Raw genomic sequence first — 25,673 nt, 5'->3', positions numbered from 1 at the left:
GGCTTGTGCGCCGGTCGCCACCCGTCATTCAGGACGACAGGTAATCATATTCCGTTGGAGCGCCAGATGACCCTATTCACCCGCCGCGGGCTTCTGAAAACGGCTGCGGTTGCCGGCGGTGGCGGCGTCGGGCTGGCAGCAATGACCAGGCTCAGCGGTTGGGCAGCTGTCACACCTGAGCCGGTGGTGCTCAAGACGGCAAAGATCCAGGCCAGGTTCATGGATGCGGGCGAGACCCGGGATGTCCTGACGTATGGTGAATCAGGCATGCCGCCTGTACTGCGGATGAAAAAAGGCGAGCCCTTTGCCGCGCGTCTCGTCAACGCCATCGACGACCCGACGACCATCCATTGGCACGGCATTCGCGTTCCAAACAAGATGGACGGTGTTCCCTTCCTGGTTCAGCCTTACGTCTATACCGGCGATCGATTCGACTACGCCTTCACCCCGCCCGACGCCGGCACGTTCTGGTATCACCCGCATTGCAACACGCTGGAGCAGATGGGCCATGGCCTCACCGGCGTGATCGTGGTCGAGAACCCCAACGATCCAAAATTCGACGCCGAAGCCGTCGTCAACCTGCGCGACTGGCGCCTCGGCGACGACGCGCAGTTCATCCAGCAATTCCGGCCGCGCGATGCCGCAAAAACCGGAACCTATGGCACGGTGCGCACCGCCAACTGGCTCGACCAGCCGCAATTCGACGCGCCGGCCGGCGGGTTGGTGCGGCTGCGGGTCGCCATCACCGATGTCACCCGCATCTACGCCTTTCGCGTCGAGGGTGGGGAGGCCGCGGTCATCGCGCTGGACGGCAATCCGGTGCCGCAGCGTTTTGCGCCCGATGCCTTGCTGCTCGGACCGGGGCAGCGCATGGAGCTCGCCATCCGCATGCCTGACCAGGAGGGCGCGATCGTCAGCCTGGGCGACATCAGGGGCACCAAACCCAAGGTCCTCGCCACCTTGCGCGCTACCGGAAGCTCGCTTAAGCGCGACCTGCGCGACCTCGCACCGCTGGAAGCGAACCCGGTGCCGGAGGTGGATCTCGCCAGCGCGAAACACATCGCGCTCTCGCTCAGCGCCACCGCGGAAAACGTGCCGAGCGACAGCATATGTGGCACGCTCGGCTACTCCTTCTGGGCCATCAACAAGGTGCCGTGGCCCGGCGACACGCCGGACCCGACCGCGCCTTTGGCCGAGCTGAAGCTCGGCCAAAGCTATGTCATCGACCTGGAAAACCTGACGCCGCAATCGCATCCCATGCATCTGCACGGCATGAGCTTCAAGGTGCTGTCGTCTTCGACGCGCCAGGTTCAGCCGGTCATCTCCGACACCTATCTCATGCAGCCCAACGAGAAGGTTCAGCTTGGTTTCGTCGCGGACAATCCCGGCGACTGGCTGCTGCACTGCCACATCATCGAACATCAGAAAACCGGCATGACGAGCTATATCAGGGTGGTTTGACGCCGAGGCGGGTCAATCAGCCTCTACCGGGGTTGGCCTCACCTGCCGGGCCTGTTGTCGGAGAAATTGCCGCCGTCCGCTGGTTTCGTTGGCAAAGCGGGGCCGTTCCCTGCTATTCCCGCCTGCAATCAAGAAGCCGTGGACACGCTTGCATGACCAATGTCGCCCTGACCGGACTGGCCCGCGATCTCGCCAGGCGCGCCGCCGAGGGCCGCCCGGTGCGCATCGGCGTCATCGGCTCCGGCGAAATGGGCACCGACCTGGTCACGCAAGGCATGCTGATGCCCGGCATCTCGGTCGCGGCCATCTCGACACGCCGCCCGCACACCGCCCGTGACGCCATCCGCATCGCCTATGGCGATGAGGCGATGGCGGTCGAGGCGGACAGGGGCTCGAAAGTCACCGCGGCGATCGAGGCGGGCAAAATCGCCATTACCACGAACGAGATGCTGGTCACCAATCCGCTGATCGACGTCGTGATAGACGCCACCGGCAAGCCTGGTGTCGCCGCCGATTTCGACTTGAAGGCGATGGAGCACGGCAAGCACCTGGTGATGATGAATGTCGAGGCCGACGTCACGATCGGCTGCTACCTCAAGCAGCAGGCAGACCGGCTCGGCGTCGTCTATTCGGTCGGCGCCGGCGACGAGCCGTCGAGCTGCATGGAGCTGATCGAGTTTGCCTCCGCGCTCGGCTACACCATCGTCTCGGCTGGCAAGGGCAAGAACAACCCGCTCAACCACGATGCCGTTCCGGATGACTATCGCGAGGAAGCCCTTCGCCGCAACATGAACCCGCGCATGCTGGTCGAGTTCGTAGACGGCTCGAAAACCATGGTCGAGATGTGCGCCATCGCCAACGCCACCGGGCTGGTGCCCGATGTGCCGGGCATGCACGGCCCAAAGGCCGACCGCGATCAGCTGGCCAATGTGCTCATCCCGAAGGCGGATGGCGGCATCCTGTCGAAGAAGGGCGTTGTCGACTACACCATCGGCAAGGGCGTGGCGCCCGGCGTGTTCGTCATCGTCGAGGCGACGCATCCGCGCATCGTCGAGCGCATGGACGACCTGCACATAGGCCACGGCCCCTACTACAGCTTCTTCCGGCCGTATCACCTGACCTCGCTGGAAGTGCCGCTGACCGCGGCGCGCATCATGCTCTATGGCCGGCCAGACATGGTGCCGCTGCCGAGGCCGGTCGCCGAGGTCTGCGCGGTGGCCAAGCGCGATCTCGCCATGGGCGAGACCTTCGATGCCATCGGCGAGACTTGCTACCGCTCATGGACCATGACCGTCGAAGAGGCGCGCGCCAATCGCGCAGTGCCGGTCGGCCTGCTCGAAGGCGGCAAGGTGCTGAAACCGGTGAGGAAGGGCGAACTGCTCACCGCCGACAATGCTACGCCCGACCGCACGACGAGGCTGTTCGCTTTGCGGAAGCTGCAGGATGATATGCTCTACGGGGCTGAGATGGCATGAACAGGCCAGCTCTCTGGCTTTGTCATGACAAGATCACTATATTGTAGTGACAGCGAACGGAGGCTTCCAGAATGAATCTCCAGATCAGAGACCCGCGCGCCCGTGACCTCGCCCGGCAGCTTGCCGAAAAGCGAAAGATTTCCTTGACCGAAGCGGTGATCGAAGCGCTCGAATCCGAGCTTCAGCGCGAACGTGAACAGGTTCCGCTGGCTGAGCGGCTGGCCGCCATATCGAACGATCTGAAGGCCAAGGCGGGAAGCGGCGGCAGGGATTTGACTAAGGATGAGATCGACGAGATGTGGGGACATTCCTGATGTTCATCGACACCTGGTGGTGATCGCTGTCCTCGCCGGAGAGGAAGACGCCGCCGATTGGAGCCGCCGGATCGGGCAGGCCTCGATACGGATCACATCTCCGCTGGTCGTGCTCGAAGCGGCGATGCGGCTTTCATCGAAGTTGGTGGTGGAGCCGCTCTTCGCCGAAAAGGCGATAGAGGACTTCCTGCGTGAGGCCGCGATCGAGGTGGTTCCGATCGAAATGGGTGATGCCAAGCTCGCGATCCAGGCTTTTTCGAACTATGGCAAAGGTCGCGGCCACCCGGCTCAGCTCAATCTCGCTGACTGCCTGTCATATGCCTCGGCAAAAAGCCGTGGGATGCCCTTGCTCTACAAAGGGAAAGACTTTTCCCACACCGATCTGGCCTGATCCTACTCCCCCAGTTCCACGGTTCGGTCAGCAGCTTCGTCAGCCGCTCCCGCCCAGCAGGCCAAATGCTGCCGCGGTCGCGCCATGGGGCTTTTGACCTGCTCGCGCAACACGCCTGGTCATTGCGCTCGTGCTGACGGCGCAGACCCATCGGCTGCCATTGTATGATCCATTCATACAGTCTGTCTCTTTGATCCGGGTTTTTCAAACGATGCCGAGATGCCAATCTCCGAACGATCAGTTGAACCCCCATTGAGGATTGAAATCTTGCAAACCATTTGGACAAGACGCGAGACGATGAAAACCCTTCTGGCAACGGGCATGGTTGCCATGCTTCAGCCTCTGGCTTTTGCAGCCAGGGCGGCCGCCAAGCTGGAATGGACCTATTTTCAGGCTGACGAGAATGGTTTCCGCCGCACGCCGGTGCTGCTGACCGGGGAAAAAGAAGCCATCCTCCTCGACGGCGGATTTACCCTGTCCGATGGCCGTGCGGTCGCGGATGCGATCAAGGCGACGGGCAAGACCCTGACGACGATCTATGTCAGTTGCAGCGACCCTGACTATTATTTTGGCCTGCGTCCCGTCGCGGATGCTTTCCCCGGCGCCAAGATCATCGCGGCCGCTGCGACGGTGGCGGCCATCAAAGCCAATGTGCAAGCCAAGCTGGATGTCTGGGGCCCGCAGCTCAAGGACAATGGACCGAAGGTCCTGGCGGATGTCGTCATTCCCGAGGCATCCGATATCACCTCACTTGAAGTCGAAGGAAACAAGATCGAGATCGTCACCGTCGCCGATCTGAAAGACCGGCGGTATCTCTGGGTGCCCAGCCTTGAAGCGGTGTTCGGCGGCGTGCTGATCTCGTCGGGCGTGCATGTCTGGGTTGCCGACGAGCCAACCGTAGACGACCGCAAGAAATGGATTGCCGCGCTCAACGAAATCGCGTCCCGCAAACCAAACATCGTGGTGCCGTCCCATCAGGTAGCCGGTGCACCGGACGGTCTGGCGGCCGTGGAATTCACCCGCGCCTACCTCGAAGCTTTCAATAAGGAAGCCGAAAAAGCGAAATCCAGCGTCGAGCTGATTGCAGCGATGAAGCGGCGCTATCCCGATCTTCTGGACGTCTCGTCCCTGGAACTGGGCGCAAAGGTCGCCAAGGGTGAGATGAAGTGGGGCTGATACGGCCCCGCGAGCGTCTGGGCTACTTCCCCAATTCCACCGACCGCAGCCGCGCGGCTTCCACCGCCTCGGTCAGCAGCTTCGTCAGCCGGTCTTCGCCCATCAGCACGGCAAGGGCGGCTGCCGTGGTTCCGTTGGGGCTGGTCACCTGCTGGCGCAGGACGCCGGGCTCCTCGCCGCTTTCGGCAGCGAGTGCAGCAGCGCCATAGACGGTCTGCATGGCAAGCAGCCTGGCGGTCTCGGTCGGCAGCCCGGCCTTCTCGGCTGCAACCGTCAGCGCCTCGATGAAATGGAAGATGTAGGCCGGACCGGACCCCGAAACCGCCGTCACCGCGTCCATCAGGCCTTCGTCGTCGATCGTCGTCACCACACCGCTCGCCGACAGCAGCTCGGCAACGAAACGCCTGATGTCGTCGGTCACCAGCGGGTTGGAATAGACCACCATCATGCCCTTGCCGATCGCGGCCGGCGTGTTGGGCATGCAGCGGATAACAGGCGCGAGATGGCCGAGTATGTGCTCGAAGGTGGCGACCGGCGTGCCCGCGGCGATGCTGACGAAGGTGGTCCTGCCGTCGCCGAAGCGCTTGTAGGCGGCGGTGACGTCGCGGATCACCTGCGGCTTGACGGCGATGACGACGAGGTCGGGCTCTGCGTCGGCGGGGATCCCGTTCGCGTCCGCGGCGACACTGCAACCGAGGTGCTCGGCGCGCTTGCGCAATTCGGCAGTGGGCTCGACCACGAACACGGCTTGCGGGGCAAGCTTGCCGGATTTCAGCCAGCCCGCAAGCATGGCGTAACCCATATTGCCGCAACCGGCGAGAACAAGCCTGATCGTCATTGAGAGCCCTCCGAGACAAGGGTTCTCCTTAGACGCTAGCGGGCAGACGGGAAAGCCCCTCAAGGGGTGCTGGATCAGGCCAGCCGGTCAAGGTCGCCGGCGCACCGCGATCGGCCGCAGCGACACTTGCCGCAGGCCAAGCGCGCCGAGCACGAAGAACAGCCAGACCGGGTCGCCGCGGTGGAAGAAGAAGCTTTCGAGGAAAGCGTTCAGCGCCGTGAACAGCACCACCATCATGAAGAAGTCACCGAGATAGATGTTCTCCTTGCGCGGCGGGATGCGCATGTAGTCGCGCAGCGGCGCGATCAGGAAAGTGTAGACGGCAACGCACAGCGCCGGGATGCCCATCAGCACCGCAATGTCGAGATAGCCGTCATGGCCATGCACGATGGTCCGGATGTCCCAGGCCCGGTCGAAAGGCTGGTCCTGGCTCAGCAGCAGCGGCGTGCCCCAGAAGCTTTCATAGCCGTAGCCGGTCCAAGGCTTCTTCGCCAGCATCTCGCCGGAGAACTCCCACAGCGTCGTGCGCCCGGTATAGGTGAGGTCGGGGAAATAGGTGGCCGCCAGCTCTTTCACCGGCGGGATGAAGACGATGCCTAAGGTACCGATGGCCGTCGCAATGATCGCCAGCGCAAACAGGATCGGCGTGCCGAACCGCATGCCGATCAGGCCCGGCAGCACGACGATCAGGATCGAGAACGGCACCAGGCCGGCCGTCGTCTTGGATCCGGTGTGCAGCATGAAGATCATCGCCGCGCCGAAGATCGCCACGCCCCAGAATTTCTGGCCGCGCCGGAAGAGATAGAGGCCGGCGAAGCTGAAGCAGGCCATGATTGGTCCGGCAATGTTCTTGTGGGCGAATACACCACGCCACAGGCCGGCATGTTCGGGCTCCTGCGAATCGGCCGTATGCAGGGCCTCATGCGGAAAGACGATGAGGCCGATATAGGACAGGCCGATAACGACGATCGCGCAGAATATGATGACTTTCGAAAAGCTGTCGGCATTGCGCGGCAGCACCAGGACCGTCGCTATCGTCAGAACGCCAAGCAGCGTGAAGAAGGCCGCGCGCATGGCCGAGGACGGGTCGGTCGCGTTGATGACCGAAAGCATGAAAAAGCCGAGCATCAGAATCCAGGACGGGCTGAGCAGCGAGCGCACCACCTTGGGGTCGGCGAACGTCAGCAGTGAGAAGATCGAAATGGCGCCGAGCGAACTGAAGCCGAGCTGGTTGACGATGTCGCCGCCGTCGCCGGTCAGTTCCGCGCCTGCCGGCTGAAACGGCCGGAACGACACGATGACGACGGCAAATAACAGCGCGGCAATCGCCGTCGCCACACTGTTGCGGGTGACGATGCCGCCCAGCAGCAGCTCGTCAGTTCTTCTCAGGCTGCCTGTATTGCTCATTGGCGTATCCGAATTCGGCAAGCACGCGGCCGAGCGAGACATAGACGGGGTAAAGCGCCGTCGACAGCGATCCTGTCCGCGCCAATTTGATTGCGCCGCGCACGGGCGAGGCTATCAGCAGCGCCAGGCTTTTTGCAAACACCTTGGCGCCGGCGAATGGCGTGCCGGCGCGCTTCTTCTTTTCGACCAGCGTCGAGATTACACCGTTGCGTAAGGATCGGGCGCGGATCCAGTCAGCCTCGATGCGCCGGGCTGGAACGCCTTCGCGCACCTTTGCCTCGGCGCACCAGCCAAGCACGAAACCTTTCTGCGCCGAGCGGCTGAGGAAGTCGGAATCGCCGCCGCCCATGAAGTTGAACCGCAGGTCGAGGAAGGGCGGCCCCATGATGGTGAGCACATTGCGTCCGACCAGAAGGTTGCCCGAGGAATAGAGTGCGGCCACGCGCCCGGTCTGGCGATAGGGCGGCGCAAACACCGGGTGCTCGGCCCATTTGGCGTGAGCAGGATCGGTAAACACCGGCACTTGCGGGCCACCGACAATGTCGGCGCCAAGCGTCTCCGCCGTCTTGCACATGCGCTCCAGCCAGTCCGCGTCGGCGATCTCGTCATCGTCGATGACCAGCAGGTGGCGGAAATCCGGAAAATGCAGGATCGCCGTCTGCCAGCCGGCATTGTAGGCACTGCAATTGCCCCGCTCATGCGCGATGATGACCATGCCTTTCATATCGTCGCGTTCGAACAGCGGCACGGCCGCCTTGGCGCCCTCACGCGCCTTGGCTTCGTTTTCGATGACGATGACGGCGAAGCGCCGGCTGGTTTGCTGTGCCTTCAGCGACGCCAGCGTTTCCAGCAGCAGTTGCGGCCGCTTGAAGGTCGGCAGCGTGACGACGGCAGCGATCGTCTCTGCGGCGAGCCCCGGAGAGCGTCCCGCAATCGATACCGAACCGTCCGATGGCAAAGGGATCATCCGCTCCAGCCGCATGTTTTGAATCTGACTTTTTGATAACACCGCGACGATAACGTTTCGTTAATCACCTTTCGCAGCGGCGCCTGCTGGTCCGCGCCTTTCAGCCGTTGCGTCGCATGATTTAATCAAGGGTTCACCCAGCTTTGCTAGTGGCTGACGCCTGGATAGGTGAGATGCATCTGCTGTTCGCCACATCGATCGTGCCCGACGGCGCTCTCGCTTCGGGCTATGAGATCGCCAACGCTGCGATCATCGCCGCCTTGCGGCGCGCCGGCGTGCGCGTCACCGTCATCGGCTTCATCTGGCCGGGCAAGGCGCCCAGCGACCCCGAAAACACCATCGTGCTCGGCGCCGTCGACGTGCGCACGGAAAGCGCCTCGGCGCGGCAGAAGCTCGCCTGGCTTGGCAAGGCGGTGCTGTCAGGGCTCACCTTCGCTTCCGTGAAGCTGCGCGCGGTTTCCGACAGCGAAGTCCGTGCCGCGATCGAGCGCGCCGGTCCCTTCGACGGCTATGTCCTGAATTCGGTGCAGTTCGCCGGCGCCTTTGAAAAACTGTTCGCCGACCGTCCCTCGATTTTCGTCGCCCACAATGTCGAACATGGTTCGGCCAAAGAGAATGCGGCAGCAGCAAACAGTCGCTTCCAGCGCCTGCTGTTTGCCCGCGAGGCCAGGCTGCTCAAGACCATGGAGGAGCGGCTCTGCCGCCGGGCTCGCTTCGTCTTCACGCTGGCCGAGGAAGACCGCGCCGCACTCGGCGTTGCCAGCGACGACCGCTCGGCGGTGCTGCCGCTGGTGACCACTGCCACGGCCCCAAAGCCGGTCAAGCCGCGCCGCATCGATTGCGACGCGGCGCTGATCGGCACTTGGACCTGGCAGCCGAACCGCATCGGCCTCGACTGGTTCCTGGAAAAAGTCGTGCCGCATCTTCGCCGGAGCTTTCGCATCAGGGTCGCCGGCAACATGCCGTCGGATATCACCTCTGCCCATCCCGGTGTCGAATTTGTCGGCCGCGTGTCCGACGCCCAGAATTTCGTGCGCGGCGCCGCCGTCATTCCACTGATCAGCACCGCGGGCAGCGGCGTTCAGCTCAAGACCATCGAAACCTTCGAGCTCGGCCTGCCGTCGGTCGCCACCAGCCGTTCGCTGCGCGGCATCGATCATCGCCCGGCAAATTGCTTCGTCACCGACGATCCGGCCGCCTTCGCCGGCGCGCTGGAGGCAGCGGCGGCCGATGTCAAGGATGTCGATGGCAGCGCCTTTCACCGCCGGCAGATCAAGGCACTGGATGCCGCCATCAGGCTCGGCCTGGAAAAGCTCGGGTCGGTGGGGGAGGAGGTGTTTGCATGAACATGCACACCGCCCGCGCCGCCTTCGGGCTCGATACGCTGAAGACGATCCTTGGCATTTCGGTCCTTGCCATCGGCTGGGATGACGCGATCGCGCTGCTCGCTCGTCTGATTGCCGAGCGGCGCTTCACCAAGGTCAGTTTTCTCAACGCTCACAACGCCAACATCGCCTCTACCGATCCGGTCTTTGCCGAGGCGCTCGACGATTTCCTCATCCTGCCTGACGGCGTTGGCGTCGATCTGGCGGCAAAGCTGCTCTACGGCGCGCCGTTCCCGGACAATCTCAACGGCACTGATCTCATTCCGGCCTTTCTGCAGGCATCGGCGAGGCCGCTGACCGTCGGGTTGCTTGGCGCCACCCGCGCCAACGCCGAGGCGGCGTCGGTCAGGCTAGCCGCTCTGGCGGTGCAGCACGAATTCGTCGTCATCCATGACGGCTATTTCTCCCCCGCCGAAGAGCAGGCGATCGTCGATCGCATCGAGGCATTGCGGCCCGACGTGCTGCTTGTGGCCATGGGCGTGCCGCGCCAGGAATTGTGGATCGCCCGTCATATCGATGCCCGCCACTGCACGCTGCCGATCGCCGTCGGCGCGCTGCTCGATTTTCTCTCCGGCACGGTGCCGCGGGCGCCTCTGTGGATGCGCCAGCTGAGGCTCGAATGGTTGTTCCGTCTGTGCATCGAGCCCGGCCGGCTGTGGCGCCGCTACGTCGTCGGCAATCCGGTGTTCCTGCTGCGTGTCGTCAGGCAGAAATTCTCGCGTCGGCCCGAGCCCGCCGGAGAGTTGCGGTGAACAGCCGCGTCGTGCCGAGCCCTGCAGCCGAGACCGGTGCCCTGCCGCAAACGCCGACGGCGGCGGTGGTGACCGCCAGCTATGCGCCGGATTTCGAACGCTGCCGCCTGTTGTGCGAGACCCTCGACCGCCATGTCTCCGGCTTGGCGCATCATTACATTCTGGTCGAGCACCGCGACGTGGCGCTGTTTCGCCAGTTGGAAAACGACCGCCGCAGCGTTGTCGACGAGCGCGACCTGCTGCCGCGCTGGCTGCGTGTGTTCGACGATCCGATGAGCCTCTTTCGCCGTCGCATCTGGCTCAGTCTCAAGACCCAGCCGCTGCGCGGCTGGCATGTGCAGCAGCTGCGCCGCATCGCCATCGCTGCGCATGCTGGAGAAGACGTGCTGGTCTTCTGCGATTCCGACGTCGCCTTCCTCAAGCCATTCGATCTGAGCGCCTTCTGGCGCGACGGCAAGGTGCGGCTGTTCCGGCGCGACGGCGTGCTGTCGAGCGACGGTCACGACGAGCATCGCATCTGGTCGCGCAATGCGGCCTCGGCGATTGGTATCGATGCATCCGAGGTTTCGAACCACGACTATATTTCGACGCTGATCGCCTGGCGCCGTCAGACCGTGACGGCGATGTGCGCCGAGATCGAGAAGGTGCACGCGCGCGGCTGGGTCGAGGTCATCGCTTCAGTGCGCCGGTTCTCCGAATGCATGATCTATGGCCGCTATGTCGACGATGTGCTGGGGGGCGCCGGCCATTTCCACGGCTCGGAGGAATTCTGCCGCGTGCACTGGACCGGGGAGGCGCTGTCGGATGACGAATTCCGCAGCTTCGTCGCCGCTATGGCACCGGGGCAGGTGGCGATCGGCATGCAATCCTTCATCGGCACCGATATCGGCCGCATCCGCCGCCTGATCGGATTGGCTTAGATTGCCTTGGCGGGCTTGCGCAGCGCCGAATAGGTTAGCAGCGCCGAGGCGAGATAGAGCAGCAGGAAGACGACATTGAGCGATACGACAAGCCTGGGCGTGTCGGCAATCGTGGTCAGCACATAGGTCAACAGCACCGCCTTCAGCCCCGCCAGCAGGCCGAGGTTGAGCGCCCTGAGCGCGGTCTGGCCGCGCGCGAACAGCAGCTCGGCCTGGTATTCGACCAGGTTGCGCAGTCCCGGCACGCCGATTGCCAACGCCACCAAGGGCGCCGCCTCGGCGACATTCCGGCCAAGTGCATTGGGGAAGAAATGCAGCACGATGCCGAGTGCGGCCAGTGCCAATGTCGACACCAGGAACACGCCGGCTTCGATACCGCTCTTGACCCGCAGTCGCGACAACAGCTCCGGCGCCCGCATCATCCTCTGCACCAGCATCATCGAGAAGGTGCGGATCGGGATTGCCGTCAGGTCGACCAGCCGCATGATGATGGCATAGATGCCGGCCAGATGCGGCCCGCCGATCGCCAGCACGAGCAGCTTGTCGAATTCCGACTGCAGGTAGAACAGCACTTCGGCTCCTGCAACATAGATCGAATCGGCAAGCCGCCTGAGATAGAGCTCGGTGCGCAGCCTCAGCCGCTGGCGTGGATAATAGAAGCCGAAGGCCAGCAGCAGCGAGGCGGCGTTGGCGCCGATGTAGAACAACGACCAGATCCAGACGCTGTGCTGGCCCGATAGCATGAACAGCACGGCGCCCAGCGCGCGGAACGCCGTGGCCACGATCGACAGCACGGCGGCGCGGCCGAATTTGCCGAGCCCGTTGTTGACGATCAGCACCACCTCGACCGGCCGCCACAAAAGCGCCTCTGCAAAGACGATTGCGGCAAAGACGGCCAGCGGAACGGTGCTGGCGAAGAAGATCAGGTAGACGCCCCAGGAGGCCGCCGCCAGCAGTGGTAAGGACACGGCGCCAAGCAAAAGGAAGCCGGCGGTGAAGGTGCCGATCAGATTGGGGCGGATGGTGGCTGTGCGGTAAAGCGCCGAGATGAAGCCGAAAGCGAGGATGCGCGACAGCATGACGCCGGCCGCCGAGGCGGTGGCGAACATGCCGAACTCGGCAATCGACAGCGTGTTGGCAAGTGCGATGAAATAGGCAAGCGAGAACACCAGCCGCCCGCCGGCGCCGCTGATGGCTGAAAGATAGTCGCGAACCAGCCCCCGTCTTTCGGCGAGGAAGGTGCCGATGCGGGCGAGTGTCCGCCTTTGCGGTATGTCGCTGGCCTGCGTCATATCGAGGAAAGCCGTAAGCCGCAAAGCTTAACGTGCGGTTCTGACGCCATTTTACAGATCCCGGCAATGCGTGGCGAAGCGAGAAACTTTCACTTGCAGACTTCGGAAATTAACCTTTTGTTTCCCATGCCTGTTTAGCGTGACTTAACGATTGGCCGACCGCCGCTCCTGCGCCGTCGAAGGTAAAGTTTCGAGACAATGGTCGACAGGGAAAACCGTGAAGACTGGAGGCGCGAGCGCTCCCTCCTGGCGCTCGGCAAAGCCGTGCGCGGCGATGAGGCGGCGGATGCGTCGGCGGTCTCGATCGGTGACCGGGTGGATCCGTCATGGCGCGAGGACGCCGCCACGCGTCACCGCATAGCCCGCTCGCAACGCGAGGCGCGGTCGAATCCGGCGCCAACGTCACCGCCCGAGCCGCCGCAGTTCCAGGCCGACGGCGAACCCGTTTCGGCCGCCAGCGCGCGTGAGGAGCCTGTTTCCGGCCGGCGTCAGCAGCACGCCGCCTATGAGCTCCGCTCTTTCCACGAGCAGCGACCGGACCGCGACGACGATGACGGGCAGGAATGGAAGCCGCTGATCGATCCGCTCCAGGTCGTCCGCGGCATTAGTCGTTCCAAGTTGCTGATCGTCTCGACGACGATATTGGGCACGGTGCTCGGCGTCGCCGTCGCCGTTTCGACACCGAAGAAATACGAAGCCACCACACAGATGGTCATCGAGCCAGGCGACCTGAAGCTTTCCGACAACGATCTCACCCAACCGGTCGGGCAGCCCGATGCGGCGCTGGCTGTTGTCGAAACCCGCATCAAGATGGTGACATCCGGCAAGGTCCTCGACAAGGTCGTGGCCGATCTCAATCTCGTCGACGATCCGGAATTCAACGGACAGGGCTCTGGCGGCCTTGGCGTCCTGTCGCTCATTCGCTCGATACTGTCGCGCCAGGATGGCCCTGGCGGCGGCGGTGAAGTGCGCCGCCAGGCGCTGGCGGTCGGCAATCTGGCCAAGAGCCTGTCGGTTGAGCGCAGCGGCAAGAGCTTTGTCGTTTCCATCAGCGCCACCACTCAAAGCGCCGACAAATCGGCGAAGATAGCCAATACGACCAGGGACGTTTTCCAGCAGGAGGCGGCCCAATACCAGTTCGGGATGGCCGGGCGCGCGACGGACCAGCTGACGGCCAAGCTCGATGACCTGCGCAAGAATGTCGAGACAGCGGAGCGCAAGGTCGAGGATTTCAGGGCCACGCATGATCTCGTCGACGCGCAGGGCCATCTGATCAGCGACGACCAGATGCTGAAGCTCAACGAGCAGCTCTCAGTCACCCGGGCCCGTACGCTGGAACTCAATGCCCGGGCCGCGTCGGCGCGTTCGCTGGACGTCAATTCGGTCATCAACGGCACCTTGCCGGAAGAAATCAATTCCAACACGATGAGCGAACTGCGCGCGCAATATGCAGTTTTGAAGCAGGAGGCCGACCGCGCCGCCGTGCGTCTGGGACCGCGTCATCCCGAATACCAGGCGCTCAACGCCCAGCTCGACGGCTCGCGCGAGCGCATCGCAGGCGAACTGCGCCGCATCGCCTCGTCGCTGCAGGTCGATTTGAAGCGCTCGGTTCAGCTTGAGCAGGATCTCGCTTCCCGCCTGGCTCAGGCAAAGGTCCAGAGCGGCGACGTCAACAGCGATCTGGTCAGCCTGCGCGAACTGGAGCGTGACGCCACGGCCAAACGCTCCGTCTACGAACAGTACCTTCTGCGCGCCAAGGAGACCGGCGAACAGCAAAACATCAACACCACCAACATCAATCTGATGACCCCCGCGCAACCGCCGCTCGAACCCAACGGACCGTCGCGGGCTGTAATAGCGATGGCCGGCCTGCTGCTCGGGCTTGCTTCGGGCATCGGTGTCGGCGCCATGCGCGGCGCCTTTGCCAGCCTGCGCGGCGCTGCCAATTCGCGTTCGCGCGGCAGAATGGACGAGCGCCCCCCTCCGGTCGAGGACAAGGTCTATCGCGCGCCGCTGCCTGTGGCGCCGCCACCGGCAGCACCTCCGGTGTTGCCGACCGCGGCCGCTCCCGCCCGGAGCCCAGGTCTGTTCGACGGACTGTTCTCGGCGATGCGCAAAGCCGCGCCGGGTAGCGGGACGTCAGGCGAACCCGTCGAGACCTACCGCGCCCAACCAGCCGCCGAATATACAAGGCCGGTGCAGGAGCCTGTGGGCTATCGCCAGCCGGACTTCCGGAACGAGGTTCCGCACGCCAATTCCCCTGCGCAGCAGCCTGGCTACGCGCAGCCTCGTCAGCCGGCTGACTATGCCTATTCGCAGGCTCAGCCGATGCCCGCGGCGTCCGGGCCGTGGTCTTCTCCGCAGCCCGCTGGGGCGGCGCCGGAAGACCAGCAGGCGCAAATCGACGATATCCGCGCCAGCCTGCGCGAATTTCGCGAAGCGGTGCGCGAACTCACCGAAAGCCGTTCGCACCGCCGCTATTTCTGAGCAATTCCAGGAAAAGTGTGAAACGGTTTTCCCGGGAAAAGCGCGTAGCGCGCTTTCCCTTGGGAATTGCGTCAAAACAAGAAATAGAGCGGTTCAGCCTTTCCGTGAAAGGATGAGTCGCTCTGAGCCCGTCAGCACAGAATAAAAGCTGCCGGTTTCGAGTTTACGGCATGTGACGGCGCTTTGACGGGATTGCTTAGGCCAAATTTCGTGACAATGCCGCGCAGCATGGCGCCCAAAAAACGCTGCCGTCGGGCTTTACCCGAATGGGCGGAACGTTTGGAACAACGACATGCACGAAGCAACGTTCAAGGCGCGCGCCGCGCCTTGGCTGGAATGATGTCGAGGATGGTTCATGGCCGAAGTGATTGACGGAAAGATCGTCGCCGCAGACGTGGTTCAGAAGGTCAAGGCCTTGACCGAGGACCTGGTCGCCAAGGGAAAGGCCCAGCCCGGCTTAGCGGTGGTCATCGTCGGCGAGGATCCGGCAAGCCAGGTCTATGTCGCGTCGAAGTCGCGCACCGCCAAGGAATGCGGCTTTCATTCGCTGCAGCACACACTGCCGGCCGACACGTCCGAAGCGGCACTGCTGAAGATCATCGGCGAACTCAACGCCGATCCGGCCATCAACGGCATTCTGGTGCAGCTGCCGCTTCCCGCCCATATCGATGCCGGCAAGATCATCCAGGCCATCGCACCGCAAAAGGATGTCGACGGCTTTCATTTCATCAATGTCGGCAAGCTCGGCACCGGCGAACTCGAAACAGCCTTCGTGCCCTGCACGCCGGCCGGCTCCATGCTTTTGATCGAACGCGTGCGCGGCAAGGATCTTTCCGGCCTCAACGCGGTCGTCGTCGGCCGCTCCAACATCGTCGGCAAGCCGATGGCAAATCTGTTGCTTGCCGCCAACTGCACCGTCACCATCGCCCACAGCCGCACCAAGGATCTGCCGGCGCTGGCCCGCACAGCCGACATTCTGATTGCCGCCGTCGGCCGGCCCGAAATGATCAAGGGCGACTGGGTCAAGCCGGGCGCCACCGTGATCGATGTCGGGATCAACCGCATTGCCGCACCCGAGAAGGGCGAAGGCAAAACCCGCCTCGTGGGCGATGTAGCCTATGCCGAAGCGGCCAAGGCCGCCGGCGCCATCACCCCCGTGCCCGGCGGTGTCGGACCGATGACCATTGCCATGCTGATGGCCAATACGTTAGCCTCAGCCTACCTTGCGGCCGGCTTGAAGCGGCCTTCCTTCTGACCCAGAAAGCAGCTTCTTTGCCGAACCTTACTGTACCCTCTGAACGGCCGGTCGTGGATGATCCCGTTCAAGGGGGCCGGCAATTCGCGTTCCTGCTGGTCGACAAGTTTTCGATGTTTTCGCTGGCAGCGGCGATCGATACCTTCCGCTCGGCCAACCGCCTGCTCGGCCGCGATTTCTATGGCTGGACGACGGTCTCGGCCGACGGCGATCCCGTCATGGCCTCCAACGGCCTGCCGCTCAAGATCGACTATGCCGTCGCCGATTTGCCGCCCGTCGATATCCTGTTCGTGTCGGTGGGCCTGTCGGTCGAGTTCCCCGGCAAGAGCAAGGTGCTGGCGGCGCTGCGCAGCTGGGGCCGGCGCGGCAATGCGCTCGGCGCGCTGTCGGTCGGCTCTTACCTCCTGGCCGAAGCCGGTCAGCTCGAAGGTTATCGCTGCACCATCCATTGGGAAAACCGCGCCGGCTTCGTCGAGCGCTTTCCCGACATCAATTGCACCGGCAACGTCTTCGAGATCGACCGCAAGCGCTACACCTGCGCCGGCGGCACCACCTCGATCGACCTGATGCTGGAGATCGTGCGTGGCGACTTCGGCTCGAACCTCGCCAACGGCGTTGCCAACCAGTTCCAGCATGAGCGCATCCGCTCCGCCGGCGACCGCCAGCGCGTCGGGCCGGAGCGCGACCTGACCGGCAAGTCGGAGAAGCTAAGGCGCATCGTCGAACTGATGGCCGACCATCTCGACGAGCCGCTATCAGCCGTGCAGCTTGCCAAATCGGCGGGCCTGTCGGTGCGCCAGGTCGAGCGCTTGTTCCTGCGCCATTTGAGCGTCACGCCCGGTCGTTACTACATGCGGCTCAGACTTGAGCGGGCGCGCGAACTGCTGCGCCAGACCAACATGCCGATCCTCGACGTGGCCATTGCCACCGGCTTTACCTCGCACTCCTATTTCGCGCAGAGCTATCGGCTGCAGTTCGGCCGTCCGCCTTCCGAAGAGCGGCGCACCACGTACTGACGCGGTGCTGAGCCGGCCTCGGAACAGGCCTCGGCCGGCGCCGATCCTGTTACACGGCAACCGTTCGTGACCCGCTCCGGGGCTTGTGCCCGGACGCGCCGTCAAATAGCTTCCGGCGCGGATCAGAGGGCGGTCTCAAGGAGATTTCCATGGCGGGACTTTTGCGGAGCGTCGCTGCGGCGCTGCTCCTTTTGTCGATGACTTCGCTCGGCTTTGCCGCCAACAAGGTCATCATCATTCTTGACGCTTCGGGCTCGATGTGGGCCCAGATTGACGGCAAGCCGAAGCTCGAGATCGCGCGCGAATCGCTGAGGACCGTACTGCAGTCGGTCCCGGGCGACGACGAGATCGGCTTCATGGCCTATGGCCACCGCGAAAAGGGCAGCTGCGACGACATCGAACTGATCGTGCCGCCGCAAGCCGGCTCGGCTAGCGCCATTTCGGCCGCTGCCGACAGCCTGAAATTCCTCGGCAAGACGCCGCTGACCGCAGCCGTCAAGCAGGCGGCCGAAGCTCTGAAATACACCGAGGACAAGGCGACCGTGGTTCTCATCACCGATGGGCTTGAAACCTGCGAAGGTGACCCGTGCGCGCTGGGCAAGGAACTGGAGGCCTCAGGCGTCGATTTCACCGTCGACGTCGTCGGCTTCGGCCTGACCGCTGACGAGGGCAAGCAGATCGCCTGCCTTGCCGACAACACCGGCGGCAAATATATCCAGGCCTCGGACGAGAAGGCGCTGCAGGAAGCACTGGTCGAAACCGTCGCCGCGCCGGCTCCGGCGCCGGCACCCGAACCCGCTCCGGCGCCTGCCCCGGCAAAGCCCGAATTCAATTTCATCCCGAGCGTGGTCATGGCGGAAGGCGGCGATCCGATCACCGACGGCAATGCCTGGGAGGTCTACAAGGCCAAGGCCGATGGCACGCGCGGCGAGGCCGTCACCACCCAGTACAACAACTACGAGGCCAATCTCGAGCCGGGCGACTATGTCGTCGTCGCGCGCGCCGACGAAGCTTGGGCGGAACAGAAGGTCAAGATCGAGGCGGGCCAGGTCTACAAGCCGCTCTTCACCTTGAACGCCGGGACCATGCTCATCCATCCGAAGCCAAGCCAGGGCGCCGAGATCAGTGACGAAGCCCATGTCGACTTCGCCTTCCCGGGCGGCAGCACCACCCACTATGGCGACACCAAGATCATCGTGCCGGCTGGTGAGCAGAAGGTGACGGTTGCGATCGGCAGCGGCTCGGTGACCGAGACCATCCAGCTCGCCGCCGGGCAGACTGTGGAAAAGGACATAGTCGTCGGCGTCGGCCATGCCGCCGTCAACGCCTACTACACCGCAGGCGGCGACAAGGCTGACTCCTCGGGCATCGGCGTCCAGATCGTCAAGGCCAAGAAGAAGATCGACGGCTCGCGTGACGATGTCGCCCACTCCTATGGGCCCGACAGCAAATTCTGGCTGGCGCCGGACGACTATGTCGCGGTCACCTCGCTTGAGCTCGCAACCGTCGAGCAGCCTTTCAGCGTCAAGGTTGGCGACGTCAAGGACGTCAAGGTGACGCTCGATGCCGGCGTGCTGGTGATGTCGGCGCCGGGCGCCTATTCGATCGAGGTGCTGTCGTCGAAGAAGGATATCCAGGGCAACCGCAAGGCGCTCGGCCTGAGCTATGGCGACACCTGGCAGCAGACTATCCCGGCCGGCGACTATGTCGTCCTCCGCCACATGTCCGATCAGGGCCATGACAAGGAAATGCCGGTGACGGTCAAGGCCGGCGAACGGAGCGAGATTACGGTTCAGCCGTAATCGCCATCCATCCCTCACCAAAGGGCGGCCTCAAACCGAGCTCGAGCCGCCTTTTTTACAAAATAGGCAATGATGCCTCAGGCCGTGCCGAAAGCACTGGCGCCGTGGTCGGCGCGGCCGACCAGCTGGCGGAAACCGGCGAACAGCTCGCGGCCGAAACCGAACTCGTTGCCGATGAGATCGATGTCGGCCGTGCGGCGCAGCGCGAGCTCGGGCCCCGGCACCAGCACTTCCAGCGTGCCGGCATCGGCGTCGAGCCGGATGATGTCGCCGTCATGGATCCTGGCGATCGGCCCTTCCTCGACCGCTTCCGGCGTTACATGGATCGCCGCCGGCACCTTGCCGGAAGCGCCAGACATGCGCCCGTCCGTGACCAGCGCGACGCGCTGGCCACGATCCTGCAGGATGCCGAGCACGGTGGTCAGCTTGTGCAGTTCCGGCATGCCGTTTGCCTTCGGGCCCTGGAAGCGGATGACGGCGATGAAGTCGCCGGTCAGCGTGCCGGCCTTGAAGGCTTCGTTCAGTCCCTGCTGGCTGTCGAACACCTTGGCCGGCGCCTCGATGACGCGGCGTTCCGGCTTCACGGCGGACGTCTTGATGACGGCGTGGCCGAGATTGCCGGCGAGCACTTTCAGGCCGCCGGTCGGCTGGAAGGCCTTCTTGAACGGCGCCAGCACCTTCTCGTCGCCGCTCTGCAGCGGCGAGGCTTCACGCAGGACGCCGCCATCTTCGCCGAGCCGGGCCTCGACCGCATAGGGCCTCAGGCCTTCGCCCCATACCGTCTGCACATCCTCATGCAGGATGCCTTCGTCGAGCAATTCGCGGATCAGGAAGCCGAGCCCGCCGGCGGCATGGAAATGGTTCACGTCGGCAAGCCCGTTCGGATAGACGCGCGCGAGAAGAGGCACCGCTTCCGACAGGTCGGAAATGTCCTGCCAGGTAAGCGTGATGCCGGCGGCCGCCGCCATGGCGATGAGGTGGATGGTGTGGTTGGTAGAGCCGCCGGTGGCGTGCAGGCCGACGACGCCATTGACGAAAGAGCGCTCGTCGATCATGCGGCCGACCGGCGTGTAGGCGTTGCCGAGCGCGGTGATCTCCAGGGCTCGCCTAGTCGCCTCGCGCGTCAGCGCGTCGCGCAGCGGCGTGCCTGGATTGACGAAGGACGCGCCGGGCGTATGCAGGCCCATGATCTCCATCAGCATCTGGTTGGAATTTGCGGTGCCATAGAAGGTGCAGGTGCCCGGCCCGTGATAGGATTTAGACTCCGCTTCGAGCAGTTCTGCGCGTCCGGCCTTGCCCTCGGCATAGAGCTGGCGAACCTTGGCCTTCTCGTCATTGGGCAGGCCCGTCGTCATCGGCCCGGCCGGCACGAACACCGCCGGCAGATGGCCGAAGGTGAGAGCCGCGATCACAAGCCCCGGTACGATCTTGTCGCAGACGCCGAGATAGACGGCGGCGTCGAACATGTTGTGCGACAGGCCGATCGCCGCGGACATGGCGATCACGTCGCGCGAAAACAGCGAGAGCTCCATGCCGGGCTGTCCCTGGGTCACGCCATCGCACATGGCCGGCACGCCGCCGGCCACCTGCGCGATGCCGCCGACTTCGCGCGCGGCATCCTTGATCAGCGCCGGAAACGTCTCGAACGGCTGATGCGCCGACAGCATGTCATTGTAGGAGGTGATGATGCCGAGGTTCGGCACCTTGTCGGCGCCGAGCGCCAGCTTTTCAGACGGGCTGCAGACGGCAAAGCCATGCGCGAGGTTGCCGCAAGACAGGACGCCCCGGTTGGCGGTGCGGCTGGAGGCCTCGGCGATGCGGCCGAGATAGCGCTCGCGGCCGGCTTTCGAGCGTTGGCGGATGCGTTCCGTGATGGCTTCGATGTCGCGTCTGGCTGTCATGGTCGGTCCTTTCGAGCCCCGGAAGAACGTCCTCCACCGTCTGCCGGGACTGCTTTGCGTGAAATCAGGGTGCCCAGAACACCTCTACCGGGATGGGTGCCGCTTCGAGCACTTTGCGGATGGGCTTTTTCGCACCCGGTCCCATCGCACCGTCGAAGGCGGTGCGCTTGTCCTCGCCTTCTATATGCAGCGCGATGAAGCCGGCGTCGACGATCCGCGCCAGCGGCAGCGTCAACCGGGGTTCGCCGGCGCTTGCCGCGTGAACCGGCAGCACGATCCTTGATGAGGCCGGGTCGAGCAAATCGCCGAGATTCTCGGCGTCGGGAAAGAACGAGGCGGTGTGGCCGTCGCCGCCCATGCCGAGCACGACGACATCGAGGGGCCAGGGCAGAGCCTTCAGCGCCGCATCGTCGGCCGCCGCGGCGGTCTCGATGCTTGCCGCCTCATGGTAGAGCGGCACGAAGTGCGCGGCAGCCGCCTTGTTCTGCAGCAGGTTGGCCGCGACCAGCCCCGCATTCGAGCGCGGCGAGGAGGCCGGCACGAACCGTTCGTCGACCAGCGTCACCGTCACCTTGTTCCAGGCGATCGGAATGGCCGAAAGTGCTGCAAAGAACTTTGCCGGCGTGGTGCCGCCGGAAACGGCAAGCAGGGCCGTGCCGCGCCCGTCGATGGCCTTGGTCAGGCGCGCCGCGACATTGCCGGCAAGGGCTGCCGCCAGATCCTGGCGCCCGGCAAAGCCGTTCCAGTTGTAGACGGGCTCGCTCAATTGCTTTCGTGCCATGTCCGCCCGTCGCGTTCGATCAGCGCAATCGAGGCCGAGGGACCCCATGTGCCGGCCGTATAGCCTTGCGCCTCCTGCCTGGCGCTTTCCCAGGCGTTCTGGATCGGGTCGATCCACTTCCATGCCGCCTCGACTTCGTCGCGGCGCATGAACAGCGTCTGGTTGCCGCGGATAACATCCATGATCAGCCGTTCATAGGCGTCCGGCGCGCGACCGTCGAAAGATGTTGCAAAGCTCATGTCGAGCGGAATCTGGCGCAGCCGCATGCCGCCCGGGCCTGGATCCTTGATCATGATGAACTGCTTGACGCCTTCGTCGGGCTGCAGCCGGATCACCAGTTGGTTGGCTGAGATCGGCCCGGCGCTGTCGCCGAAGATCGAATGCGGGATCGGCTTGAACTCGATGACGATTTCCGAAACGCGGGTCGCCAGCCTTTTGCCGGTCCGGAGATAGAACGGCACGCCGGCCCAGCGCCAATTGCCGATCTCGGCCTTGATGGCGACGAAGGTCTCGGTGGAGCTGTCTTTGCCGAGTTCCTCGACATAGCCTTTCACCGCGCCGCCTGCAGAGGCGCCGGCGCGGTACTGCCCGCGCACGGTGTGCTTGGGTGCCTCATTGCCGTTGATGCGCTTCAGCGCCCGCAGCACCTTCAGCTTCTCGTCGCGCACGGCATCGGCATCCATCGACGATGGCGCCTCCATGGCAACCAGGCAGAGCAGCTGCAGCATGTGGTTCTGCACCATGTCGCGCAGCGCGCCGGCCTTGTCGTAGTAGGTGACGCGGTCTTCAAGACCGACGGTCTCGGCCACCGTGATCTGCACATGGTCGATATGGGCAGAATTCCAAAGCGGCTCATAGAGCGCGTTGGCAAAGCGCAGCGCCATCAGATTCTGCACCGTCTCCTTTCCGAGATAGTGGTCGATGCGGAAGATCTGGCTTTCGTGGAAGTCGTCTCCAACCACGTCGTTGAGCTTGCGCGCCGAATCGAGGTCGCGGCCGATCGGCTTCTCCAGCACGATACGTGAATTCGGCGTGATGAGATTGTGGGCTTTCAGCTGGTGCGAGATGTCGCCGAACAGCGCCGGCGCCACCGCCAGATAGAAAGCGCGGATGCGGTCGCTTTCGCCGATCGCCTTTTTCAGCTTGTCGAAGCCGACACCAGTCGTCGCGTCGGCCGATACGTAGGACAGCCGGGCAAGAAATGTCTTGAGTTCCTCGGCGTCGATGTCGGCCGGCTTAACATGCTGGGAAATCGCCTGCTTGGCGAAAGCCTGGAATTCCTCGTCGCTCATCTTGGAGCGCGAGGTGCCGATGATGCGGGTCGGCTCGGAAAACTGGTGGTCGCGCTGGCGGTGGTAGAGCGAGGGCAGCAGCTTGCGTTCCGACAGGTCGCCGGTGCCACCGAAAATGATGAAGTCGAAAGGCTCGACGGGAATGATCTGGCTGGTCATGGTCTGTCCGCTTTGACGCCGCTCGCTGTGACGCGGCAGGATATAATCTAATCGATTTAAACTATCCAGTGCCATGGTGTCACATCGAGGCCAAATCACTGCATATTGATTCGCTCCAAATGTGCCTTGACACTGGCTGCCACCCGGAGGCTTTTCGTCAAGCGATGGTCCGGGGCTTTCGCGCCTGCAACATAAAGCGGGAATGTGACGAAAGCTAATGCGTGTCGCCCAGAAGTGCGAAGCGGCTCTGGGAGACAGACACGCATCAAACAAAAAGGAAAATGCGCTTGCGAGGTGGGTCTTCAATGAGCGGAAAAAGCATGCGTCTGGAAAACAAGGTTGCCGTCATCACGGGTGCTGCGTCAGGTTTCGGCGAAGGCATGGCCAGGCGCTTTGCCGAAGAGGGCGCCAAGGTCGTCGTCGCCGACCTCAACGCCAAGGGCGCGGAGCGCGTTGCAGCAGAGATCGGCCAGGCCGCGATCTGGACCCAGACCGACGTTTCGCAGCGTTCCGAATTCGACGAGATGGTCTATGCCGCAAAAAGCGCCTTCGGCCGCATCGATATCATGGTCAACAATGCCGGCTACACCCATCGCAATGGAGACATGCTCGACGTCGACGAGGCGACCTTCGACCTGATCACTTCAGTCAACATGAAGGCGATCTACCACGCCGCACTTGCCGTGGTGCCGATCATGGAGCGGCAGGGCGGCGGCGTCATCCTGACCACGGCTTCGACCGCCGGTCTGCGGCCGCGGCCGGGGCTCACCTGGTACAATGCCTCGAAGGGCTGGGCGATCACCGCGACCAAGTCGATGGCGGTCGAACTCGCGCCCAAGAACATCCGCGTGAACTGCCTTTGCCCGGTCGCCGGCGAGACCGGCATGCTGGAGAAATTCATGGGCACTGACACGCCGGAGATCCGCGAGAAATTCCGTGCCTCGATACCGCTCGGCCGTCTGTCGACGCCGCTCGATATCGCCAACGCTGCGCTTTGGCTTGCGTCGGACGAAGCCGCCTTCATCACCGGTGTGGCGCTGGAGGTCGACGGCGGCCGCTGCATTTGAGCAATTCGGGAAGTACCTCGCTGTTCGCAATGCATGGCAGACAGAGCAATGTCGGCAAGAGTTCGCATCGGTGCGCCGGCCGGCCGAGGAACGAACAGTTGACGTCGTCACGCCGGACCCCAGTTTGACTTCTCGATCCCCCGAAAGGCATAACGGATCGTGGATAGTGTTGGCGGGTGATGAAGATCAGGCAGCAGAAAAGTCGCTACGATCTGGGATGGCGGCTGCGGCTTTACCTGGCCACGCGTGCGCGGGCACAAAGCAAGGCGATTTTCATCGGCATTACCGGAAGCTCCGGCAAGACCACGGCGGGAAGCCTGCTTGGACACATCCTGGCCGGTCATGGTTCGGTCCATACACAGGTTCTGGCCAACACGATGAAACTATTGGTCTCGACCCTATCCAGGCGAATGGGAAAGGGCGGCAAAACCGACTACGTCGTCTTCGAGGCTGCTGCATTCGGCCCGGATACAATGAAGCCCATGGCCGAGTTGCTTCGCCCCGACGTGGCTGTTGTCACAATGGTCCGGCTGGAGCATCGGGCCAGTTTCAAGACTGTGGAAAACGTCGCTCGAGAAAAGAGCGCCCTAGTCGCGGCGCTGGAGCCGGGCGGCTTCGCGATGCTCAATGCCGATGATCCTCTTGTGATGGGCATGGCCTCGGCGAGCTATTGCCGTTCCGTCACATTCGGCACATCGGAGCAGGCGGATTATCGCGTCAGCGATATCGAGGCAGCCTATCCCAAGCCGTTGCGGTTCTCGCTCCACTGGCGCGGCGGTGTGCTCGATATCGAGACGTCGTTCCCCGGCCAGCATTTCTGGCTGCCGACGTCAGCGGCGGTTGCAACCGCTCTTGAACTGGGCGTGCCTGCGCAGATGGTCAAGGACAGAACCGCGACGTTCCAGCCTCTGGAAAATCGCGGCCAGGTGCTCGTCCCCGCGGGCGGCCCCCACTTCATCGTGGATGCCGCAAAGGCGCCCTGGCATTCGCTGAGCCTTGCCTTCGACATGGTAGCCGGATCGACATTCGGGCGAAAACGTATCGTTCTTGGCCAGCTATCGGATTTTTCCGGCTCGAATAACAGATATGCCCAAGCCTACAGCAGCGCGCGCGAGATTGCAGACCAGGTGATTTATGCCGGCGATCATGCCCATCGCTCCAAGGCGAACCAGGCAGATCGCGACAGCGGCCGCTTCATCGAATTGCGCACGGCCAGGGAAGTGTCGGACTACATCGCCCAAACCGCGCAGCGTGACGAGTTGATCCTGCTCAAGAGCTCGTCCAATCTGCACCTCGAGCGTGTCGCTCTTGCCTGGACCCACGACGTCCAGTGCTGGGTTTCGGTATGCGGCAAGACCGAGGGATGCGAGCAATGCGGCCTCTATGAAGTGCCGTTTGAGCAGCACCGTGAGTTTGTGGCGCAGAGAAAATCGAAGCGCCGCAAGCACAGACTGCTGCGGCTCCTCGGCCGCTAGAATCTTTGGCTGAAGCACGCCAGCGCCCGTTTGACTCTGGAACTTGGCACGACGCATATT

General features: G+C 63.5%; 21 protein-coding genes. 14 read left to right on the top strand and 7 right to left on the bottom strand.

Annotation, left to right across the window (positions count from 1 at the left end; translation table 11 throughout):
- Window positions 1-66: 66 nt before the first annotated feature.
- From NKJ64_RS20870 to NKJ64_RS20850, 5 genes are all read left to right on the top strand, one after another.
- Complete coding sequence (locus NKJ64_RS20870) at window positions 67-1,461, top strand: multicopper oxidase family protein (RefSeq protein WP_352463249.1); 1,395 nt, start codon at window positions 67-69, stop codon at window positions 1,459-1,461.
- A 152-nt stretch (window positions 1,462-1,613) separates the two neighbouring features.
- Window positions 1,614-2,936 carry an NAD(P)H-dependent oxidoreductase gene (locus NKJ64_RS20865; RefSeq protein WP_352463248.1) on the top strand — a complete coding sequence of 441 codons (1,323 nt, stop codon included), beginning with the start codon at window positions 1,614-1,616 and terminating at the stop codon, window positions 2,934-2,936.
- A 71-nt stretch (window positions 2,937-3,007) separates the two neighbouring features.
- Window positions 3,008-3,250 carry a type II toxin-antitoxin system VapB family antitoxin gene (locus NKJ64_RS20860; RefSeq protein WP_023704520.1) on the top strand — a complete coding sequence of 81 codons (243 nt, stop codon included), beginning with the start codon at window positions 3,008-3,010 and terminating at the stop codon, window positions 3,248-3,250.
- Between the two features lie 16 nt (window positions 3,251-3,266).
- Complete coding sequence (locus tag NKJ64_RS20855) at window positions 3,267-3,641, top strand: type II toxin-antitoxin system VapC family toxin (protein ID WP_352463247.1); 375 nt, start codon at window positions 3,267-3,269, stop codon at window positions 3,639-3,641.
- A 276-nt stretch (window positions 3,642-3,917) separates the two neighbouring features.
- Window positions 3,918-4,817 (top strand): MBL fold metallo-hydrolase, encoded by a 900-nt coding sequence (locus tag NKJ64_RS20850; RefSeq protein ID WP_023727778.1) that lies wholly within the window; start codon window positions 3,918-3,920, stop codon window positions 4,815-4,817.
- 22 nt (window positions 4,818-4,839) lie between these two features.
- On the opposite strand, the gene proC is transcribed toward NKJ64_RS20850, so the two are convergent.
- The 3 genes from proC to NKJ64_RS20835 all read right to left on the bottom strand — a co-directional run bounded on the left by proC (window position 4,840) and on the right by NKJ64_RS20835 (window position 8,029).
- Window positions 4,840-5,655 carry a pyrroline-5-carboxylate reductase gene (gene proC, locus NKJ64_RS20845; RefSeq protein ID WP_352463246.1) on the bottom strand — a complete coding sequence of 272 codons (816 nt, stop codon included), beginning with the start codon at window positions 5,653-5,655 and terminating at the stop codon, window positions 4,840-4,842.
- Between the two features lie 87 nt (window positions 5,656-5,742).
- Entirely contained in the window at window positions 5,743-7,062 is a 1,320-nt protein-coding gene (locus NKJ64_RS20840; protein WP_352463245.1) for an O-antigen ligase family protein, read from the bottom strand.
- On the bottom strand, window positions 7,031-8,029 hold the full coding sequence (locus NKJ64_RS20835; protein WP_023669296.1) for a glycosyltransferase family 2 protein: 999 nt from the start codon (window positions 8,027-8,029) through the stop codon (window positions 7,031-7,033). The genes NKJ64_RS20840 and NKJ64_RS20835 overlap by 32 nt, the downstream gene beginning before the upstream one ends.
- Window positions 8,030-8,202: 173 nt before the next feature.
- Between NKJ64_RS20835 and NKJ64_RS20830 the strand changes: the two genes are divergently transcribed.
- From NKJ64_RS20830 to NKJ64_RS20820, 3 genes are read left to right on the top strand one after another with little or no spacing between them, the layout of a single operon-like run.
- Window positions 8,203-9,375 carry a glycosyltransferase gene (locus tag NKJ64_RS20830; protein WP_023669297.1) on the top strand — a complete coding sequence of 391 codons (1,173 nt, stop codon included), beginning with the start codon at window positions 8,203-8,205 and terminating at the stop codon, window positions 9,373-9,375.
- Entirely contained in the window at window positions 9,372-10,166 is a 795-nt protein-coding gene (locus NKJ64_RS20825) for a WecB/TagA/CpsF family glycosyltransferase (protein WP_023669298.1), read from the top strand. Before NKJ64_RS20830 ends, NKJ64_RS20825 begins: the two co-directional genes overlap by 4 nt.
- Window positions 10,163-11,086: a DUF6492 family protein gene (locus NKJ64_RS20820; RefSeq protein ID WP_023669299.1), complete on the top strand. Its 924-nt coding sequence runs from the start codon at window positions 10,163-10,165 to the stop codon at window positions 11,084-11,086. Before NKJ64_RS20825 ends, NKJ64_RS20820 begins: the two co-directional genes overlap by 4 nt.
- Here NKJ64_RS20820 and NKJ64_RS20815 read toward each other — a convergent pair.
- Window positions 11,083-12,378 carry a lipopolysaccharide biosynthesis protein gene (locus NKJ64_RS20815; protein ID WP_023669300.1) on the bottom strand — a complete coding sequence of 432 codons (1,296 nt, stop codon included), beginning with the start codon at window positions 12,376-12,378 and terminating at the stop codon, window positions 11,083-11,085. The genes NKJ64_RS20820 and NKJ64_RS20815 overlap by 4 nt on opposite strands.
- Before the next feature lie 198 nt (window positions 12,379-12,576).
- Here NKJ64_RS20815 and NKJ64_RS20810 point away from each other — a divergent pair, with 198 nt between their 5' ends.
- The 4 genes from NKJ64_RS20810 (at window position 12,577) to NKJ64_RS20795 (ending at window position 18,938) form a co-directional block, all read left to right on the top strand.
- Window positions 12,577-14,865, top strand: a complete 2,289-nt coding sequence (locus tag NKJ64_RS20810; RefSeq protein WP_023692390.1) for a GumC family protein — start codon at window positions 12,577-12,579, stop codon at window positions 14,863-14,865.
- 355 nt (window positions 14,866-15,220) lie between these two features.
- The gene (gene folD / locus NKJ64_RS20805; protein WP_023681888.1) at window positions 15,221-16,120 is read left to right on the top strand and encodes a bifunctional methylenetetrahydrofolate dehydrogenase/methenyltetrahydrofolate cyclohydrolase FolD; all 900 of its coding nucleotides are present in this window, start codon (window positions 15,221-15,223) and stop codon (window positions 16,118-16,120) included.
- 17 nt (window positions 16,121-16,137) lie between these two features.
- Entirely contained in the window at window positions 16,138-17,136 is a 999-nt protein-coding gene (locus NKJ64_RS20800; RefSeq protein ID WP_032891834.1) for a GlxA family transcriptional regulator, read from the top strand.
- A gap of 149 nt (window positions 17,137-17,285) precedes the next feature.
- Window positions 17,286-18,938, top strand: coding sequence for a vWA domain-containing protein (locus NKJ64_RS20795; protein WP_352463244.1), 1,653 nt, complete (start codon window positions 17,286-17,288; stop codon window positions 18,936-18,938).
- 77 nt (window positions 18,939-19,015) lie between these two features.
- Here the strand turns inward: NKJ64_RS20795 and edd are convergent, their stop codons facing one another.
- The 3 genes from edd to zwf form a co-directional block, all read right to left on the bottom strand.
- Window positions 19,016-20,839 (bottom strand): phosphogluconate dehydratase, encoded by a 1,824-nt coding sequence (gene edd, locus NKJ64_RS20790; RefSeq protein ID WP_023753879.1) that lies wholly within the window; start codon window positions 20,837-20,839, stop codon window positions 19,016-19,018.
- Window positions 20,840-20,903: 64 nt separating this feature from the next.
- Window positions 20,904-21,620, bottom strand: a complete 717-nt coding sequence (gene pgl / locus NKJ64_RS20785; RefSeq protein ID WP_023753880.1) for a 6-phosphogluconolactonase — start codon at window positions 21,618-21,620, stop codon at window positions 20,904-20,906.
- Window positions 21,602-23,071, bottom strand: a complete 1,470-nt coding sequence (gene zwf, locus NKJ64_RS20780) for a glucose-6-phosphate dehydrogenase (RefSeq protein WP_023753881.1) — start codon at window positions 23,069-23,071, stop codon at window positions 21,602-21,604. The genes pgl and zwf overlap by 19 nt, the downstream gene beginning before the upstream one ends.
- Window positions 23,072-23,391: 320 nt before the next feature.
- Here zwf and NKJ64_RS20775 point away from each other — a divergent pair, with 320 nt between their 5' ends.
- Window positions 23,392-24,138 (top strand): SDR family oxidoreductase, encoded by a 747-nt coding sequence (locus NKJ64_RS20775; RefSeq protein ID WP_027049416.1) that lies wholly within the window; start codon window positions 23,392-23,394, stop codon window positions 24,136-24,138.
- Between the two features lie 179 nt (window positions 24,139-24,317).
- Entirely contained in the window at window positions 24,318-25,613 is a 1,296-nt protein-coding gene (locus NKJ64_RS20770; protein WP_352463254.1) for a Mur ligase family protein, read from the top strand.
- Window positions 25,614-25,673: the final 60 nt, after the last annotated feature.

It is taken from the genome of Mesorhizobium sp. M0062 (assembly GCF_040323125.1).
Lineage (GTDB): Bacteria > Pseudomonadota > Alphaproteobacteria > Rhizobiales > Rhizobiaceae > Mesorhizobium.
The sequence above is the reverse complement of the archived record's forward strand: the minus strand, read 5'-3'. Positions and strand labels throughout refer to the sequence as shown.

Excerpts from the sequence above, each read along its gene's own strand:
- NKJ64_RS20870 (WP_352463249.1), top strand. The coding sequence starts at position 67 with ATGACCCTATTCACCCGCCGCGGGCTTCTGAAAACGGCTGCGGTTGCC.
- NKJ64_RS20865 (WP_352463248.1), top strand. The coding sequence starts at position 1,614 with ATGACCAATGTCGCCCTGACCGGACTGGCCCGCGATCTCGCCAGGCGC.
- NKJ64_RS20860 (WP_023704520.1), top strand. The coding sequence starts at position 3,008 with ATGAATCTCCAGATCAGAGACCCGCGCGCCCGTGACCTCGCCCGGCAG.
- proC (WP_352463246.1), bottom strand. The coding sequence starts at position 5,655 with ATGACGATCAGGCTTGTTCTCGCCGGTTGCGGCAATATGGGTTACGCC.
- NKJ64_RS20840 (WP_352463245.1), bottom strand. The coding sequence starts at position 7,062 with ATGAGCAATACAGGCAGCCTGAGAAGAACTGACGAGCTGCTGCTGGGC.
- NKJ64_RS20835 (WP_023669296.1), bottom strand. The coding sequence starts at position 8,029 with ATGATCCCTTTGCCATCGGACGGTTCGGTATCGATTGCGGGACGCTCT.
- NKJ64_RS20830 (WP_023669297.1), top strand. The coding sequence starts at position 8,203 with ATGCATCTGCTGTTCGCCACATCGATCGTGCCCGACGGCGCTCTCGCT.
- NKJ64_RS20825 (WP_023669298.1), top strand. The coding sequence starts at position 9,372 with ATGAACATGCACACCGCCCGCGCCGCCTTCGGGCTCGATACGCTGAAG.
- NKJ64_RS20815 (WP_023669300.1), bottom strand. The coding sequence starts at position 12,378 with ATGACGCAGGCCAGCGACATACCGCAAAGGCGGACACTCGCCCGCATC.
- NKJ64_RS20810 (WP_023692390.1), top strand. The coding sequence starts at position 12,577 with ATGGTCGACAGGGAAAACCGTGAAGACTGGAGGCGCGAGCGCTCCCTC.
- folD (WP_023681888.1), top strand. The coding sequence starts at position 15,221 with ATGGCCGAAGTGATTGACGGAAAGATCGTCGCCGCAGACGTGGTTCAG.
- NKJ64_RS20795 (WP_352463244.1), top strand. The coding sequence starts at position 17,286 with ATGGCGGGACTTTTGCGGAGCGTCGCTGCGGCGCTGCTCCTTTTGTCG.
- edd (WP_023753879.1), bottom strand. The coding sequence starts at position 20,839 with ATGACAGCCAGACGCGACATCGAAGCCATCACGGAACGCATCCGCCAA.
- pgl (WP_023753880.1), bottom strand. The coding sequence starts at position 21,620 with ATGGCACGAAAGCAATTGAGCGAGCCCGTCTACAACTGGAACGGCTTT.
- zwf (WP_023753881.1), bottom strand. The coding sequence starts at position 23,071 with ATGACCAGCCAGATCATTCCCGTCGAGCCTTTCGACTTCATCATTTTC.
- NKJ64_RS20775 (WP_027049416.1), top strand. The coding sequence starts at position 23,392 with ATGCGTCTGGAAAACAAGGTTGCCGTCATCACGGGTGCTGCGTCAGGT.
- NKJ64_RS20770 (WP_352463254.1), top strand. The coding sequence starts at position 24,318 with ATGAAGATCAGGCAGCAGAAAAGTCGCTACGATCTGGGATGGCGGCTG.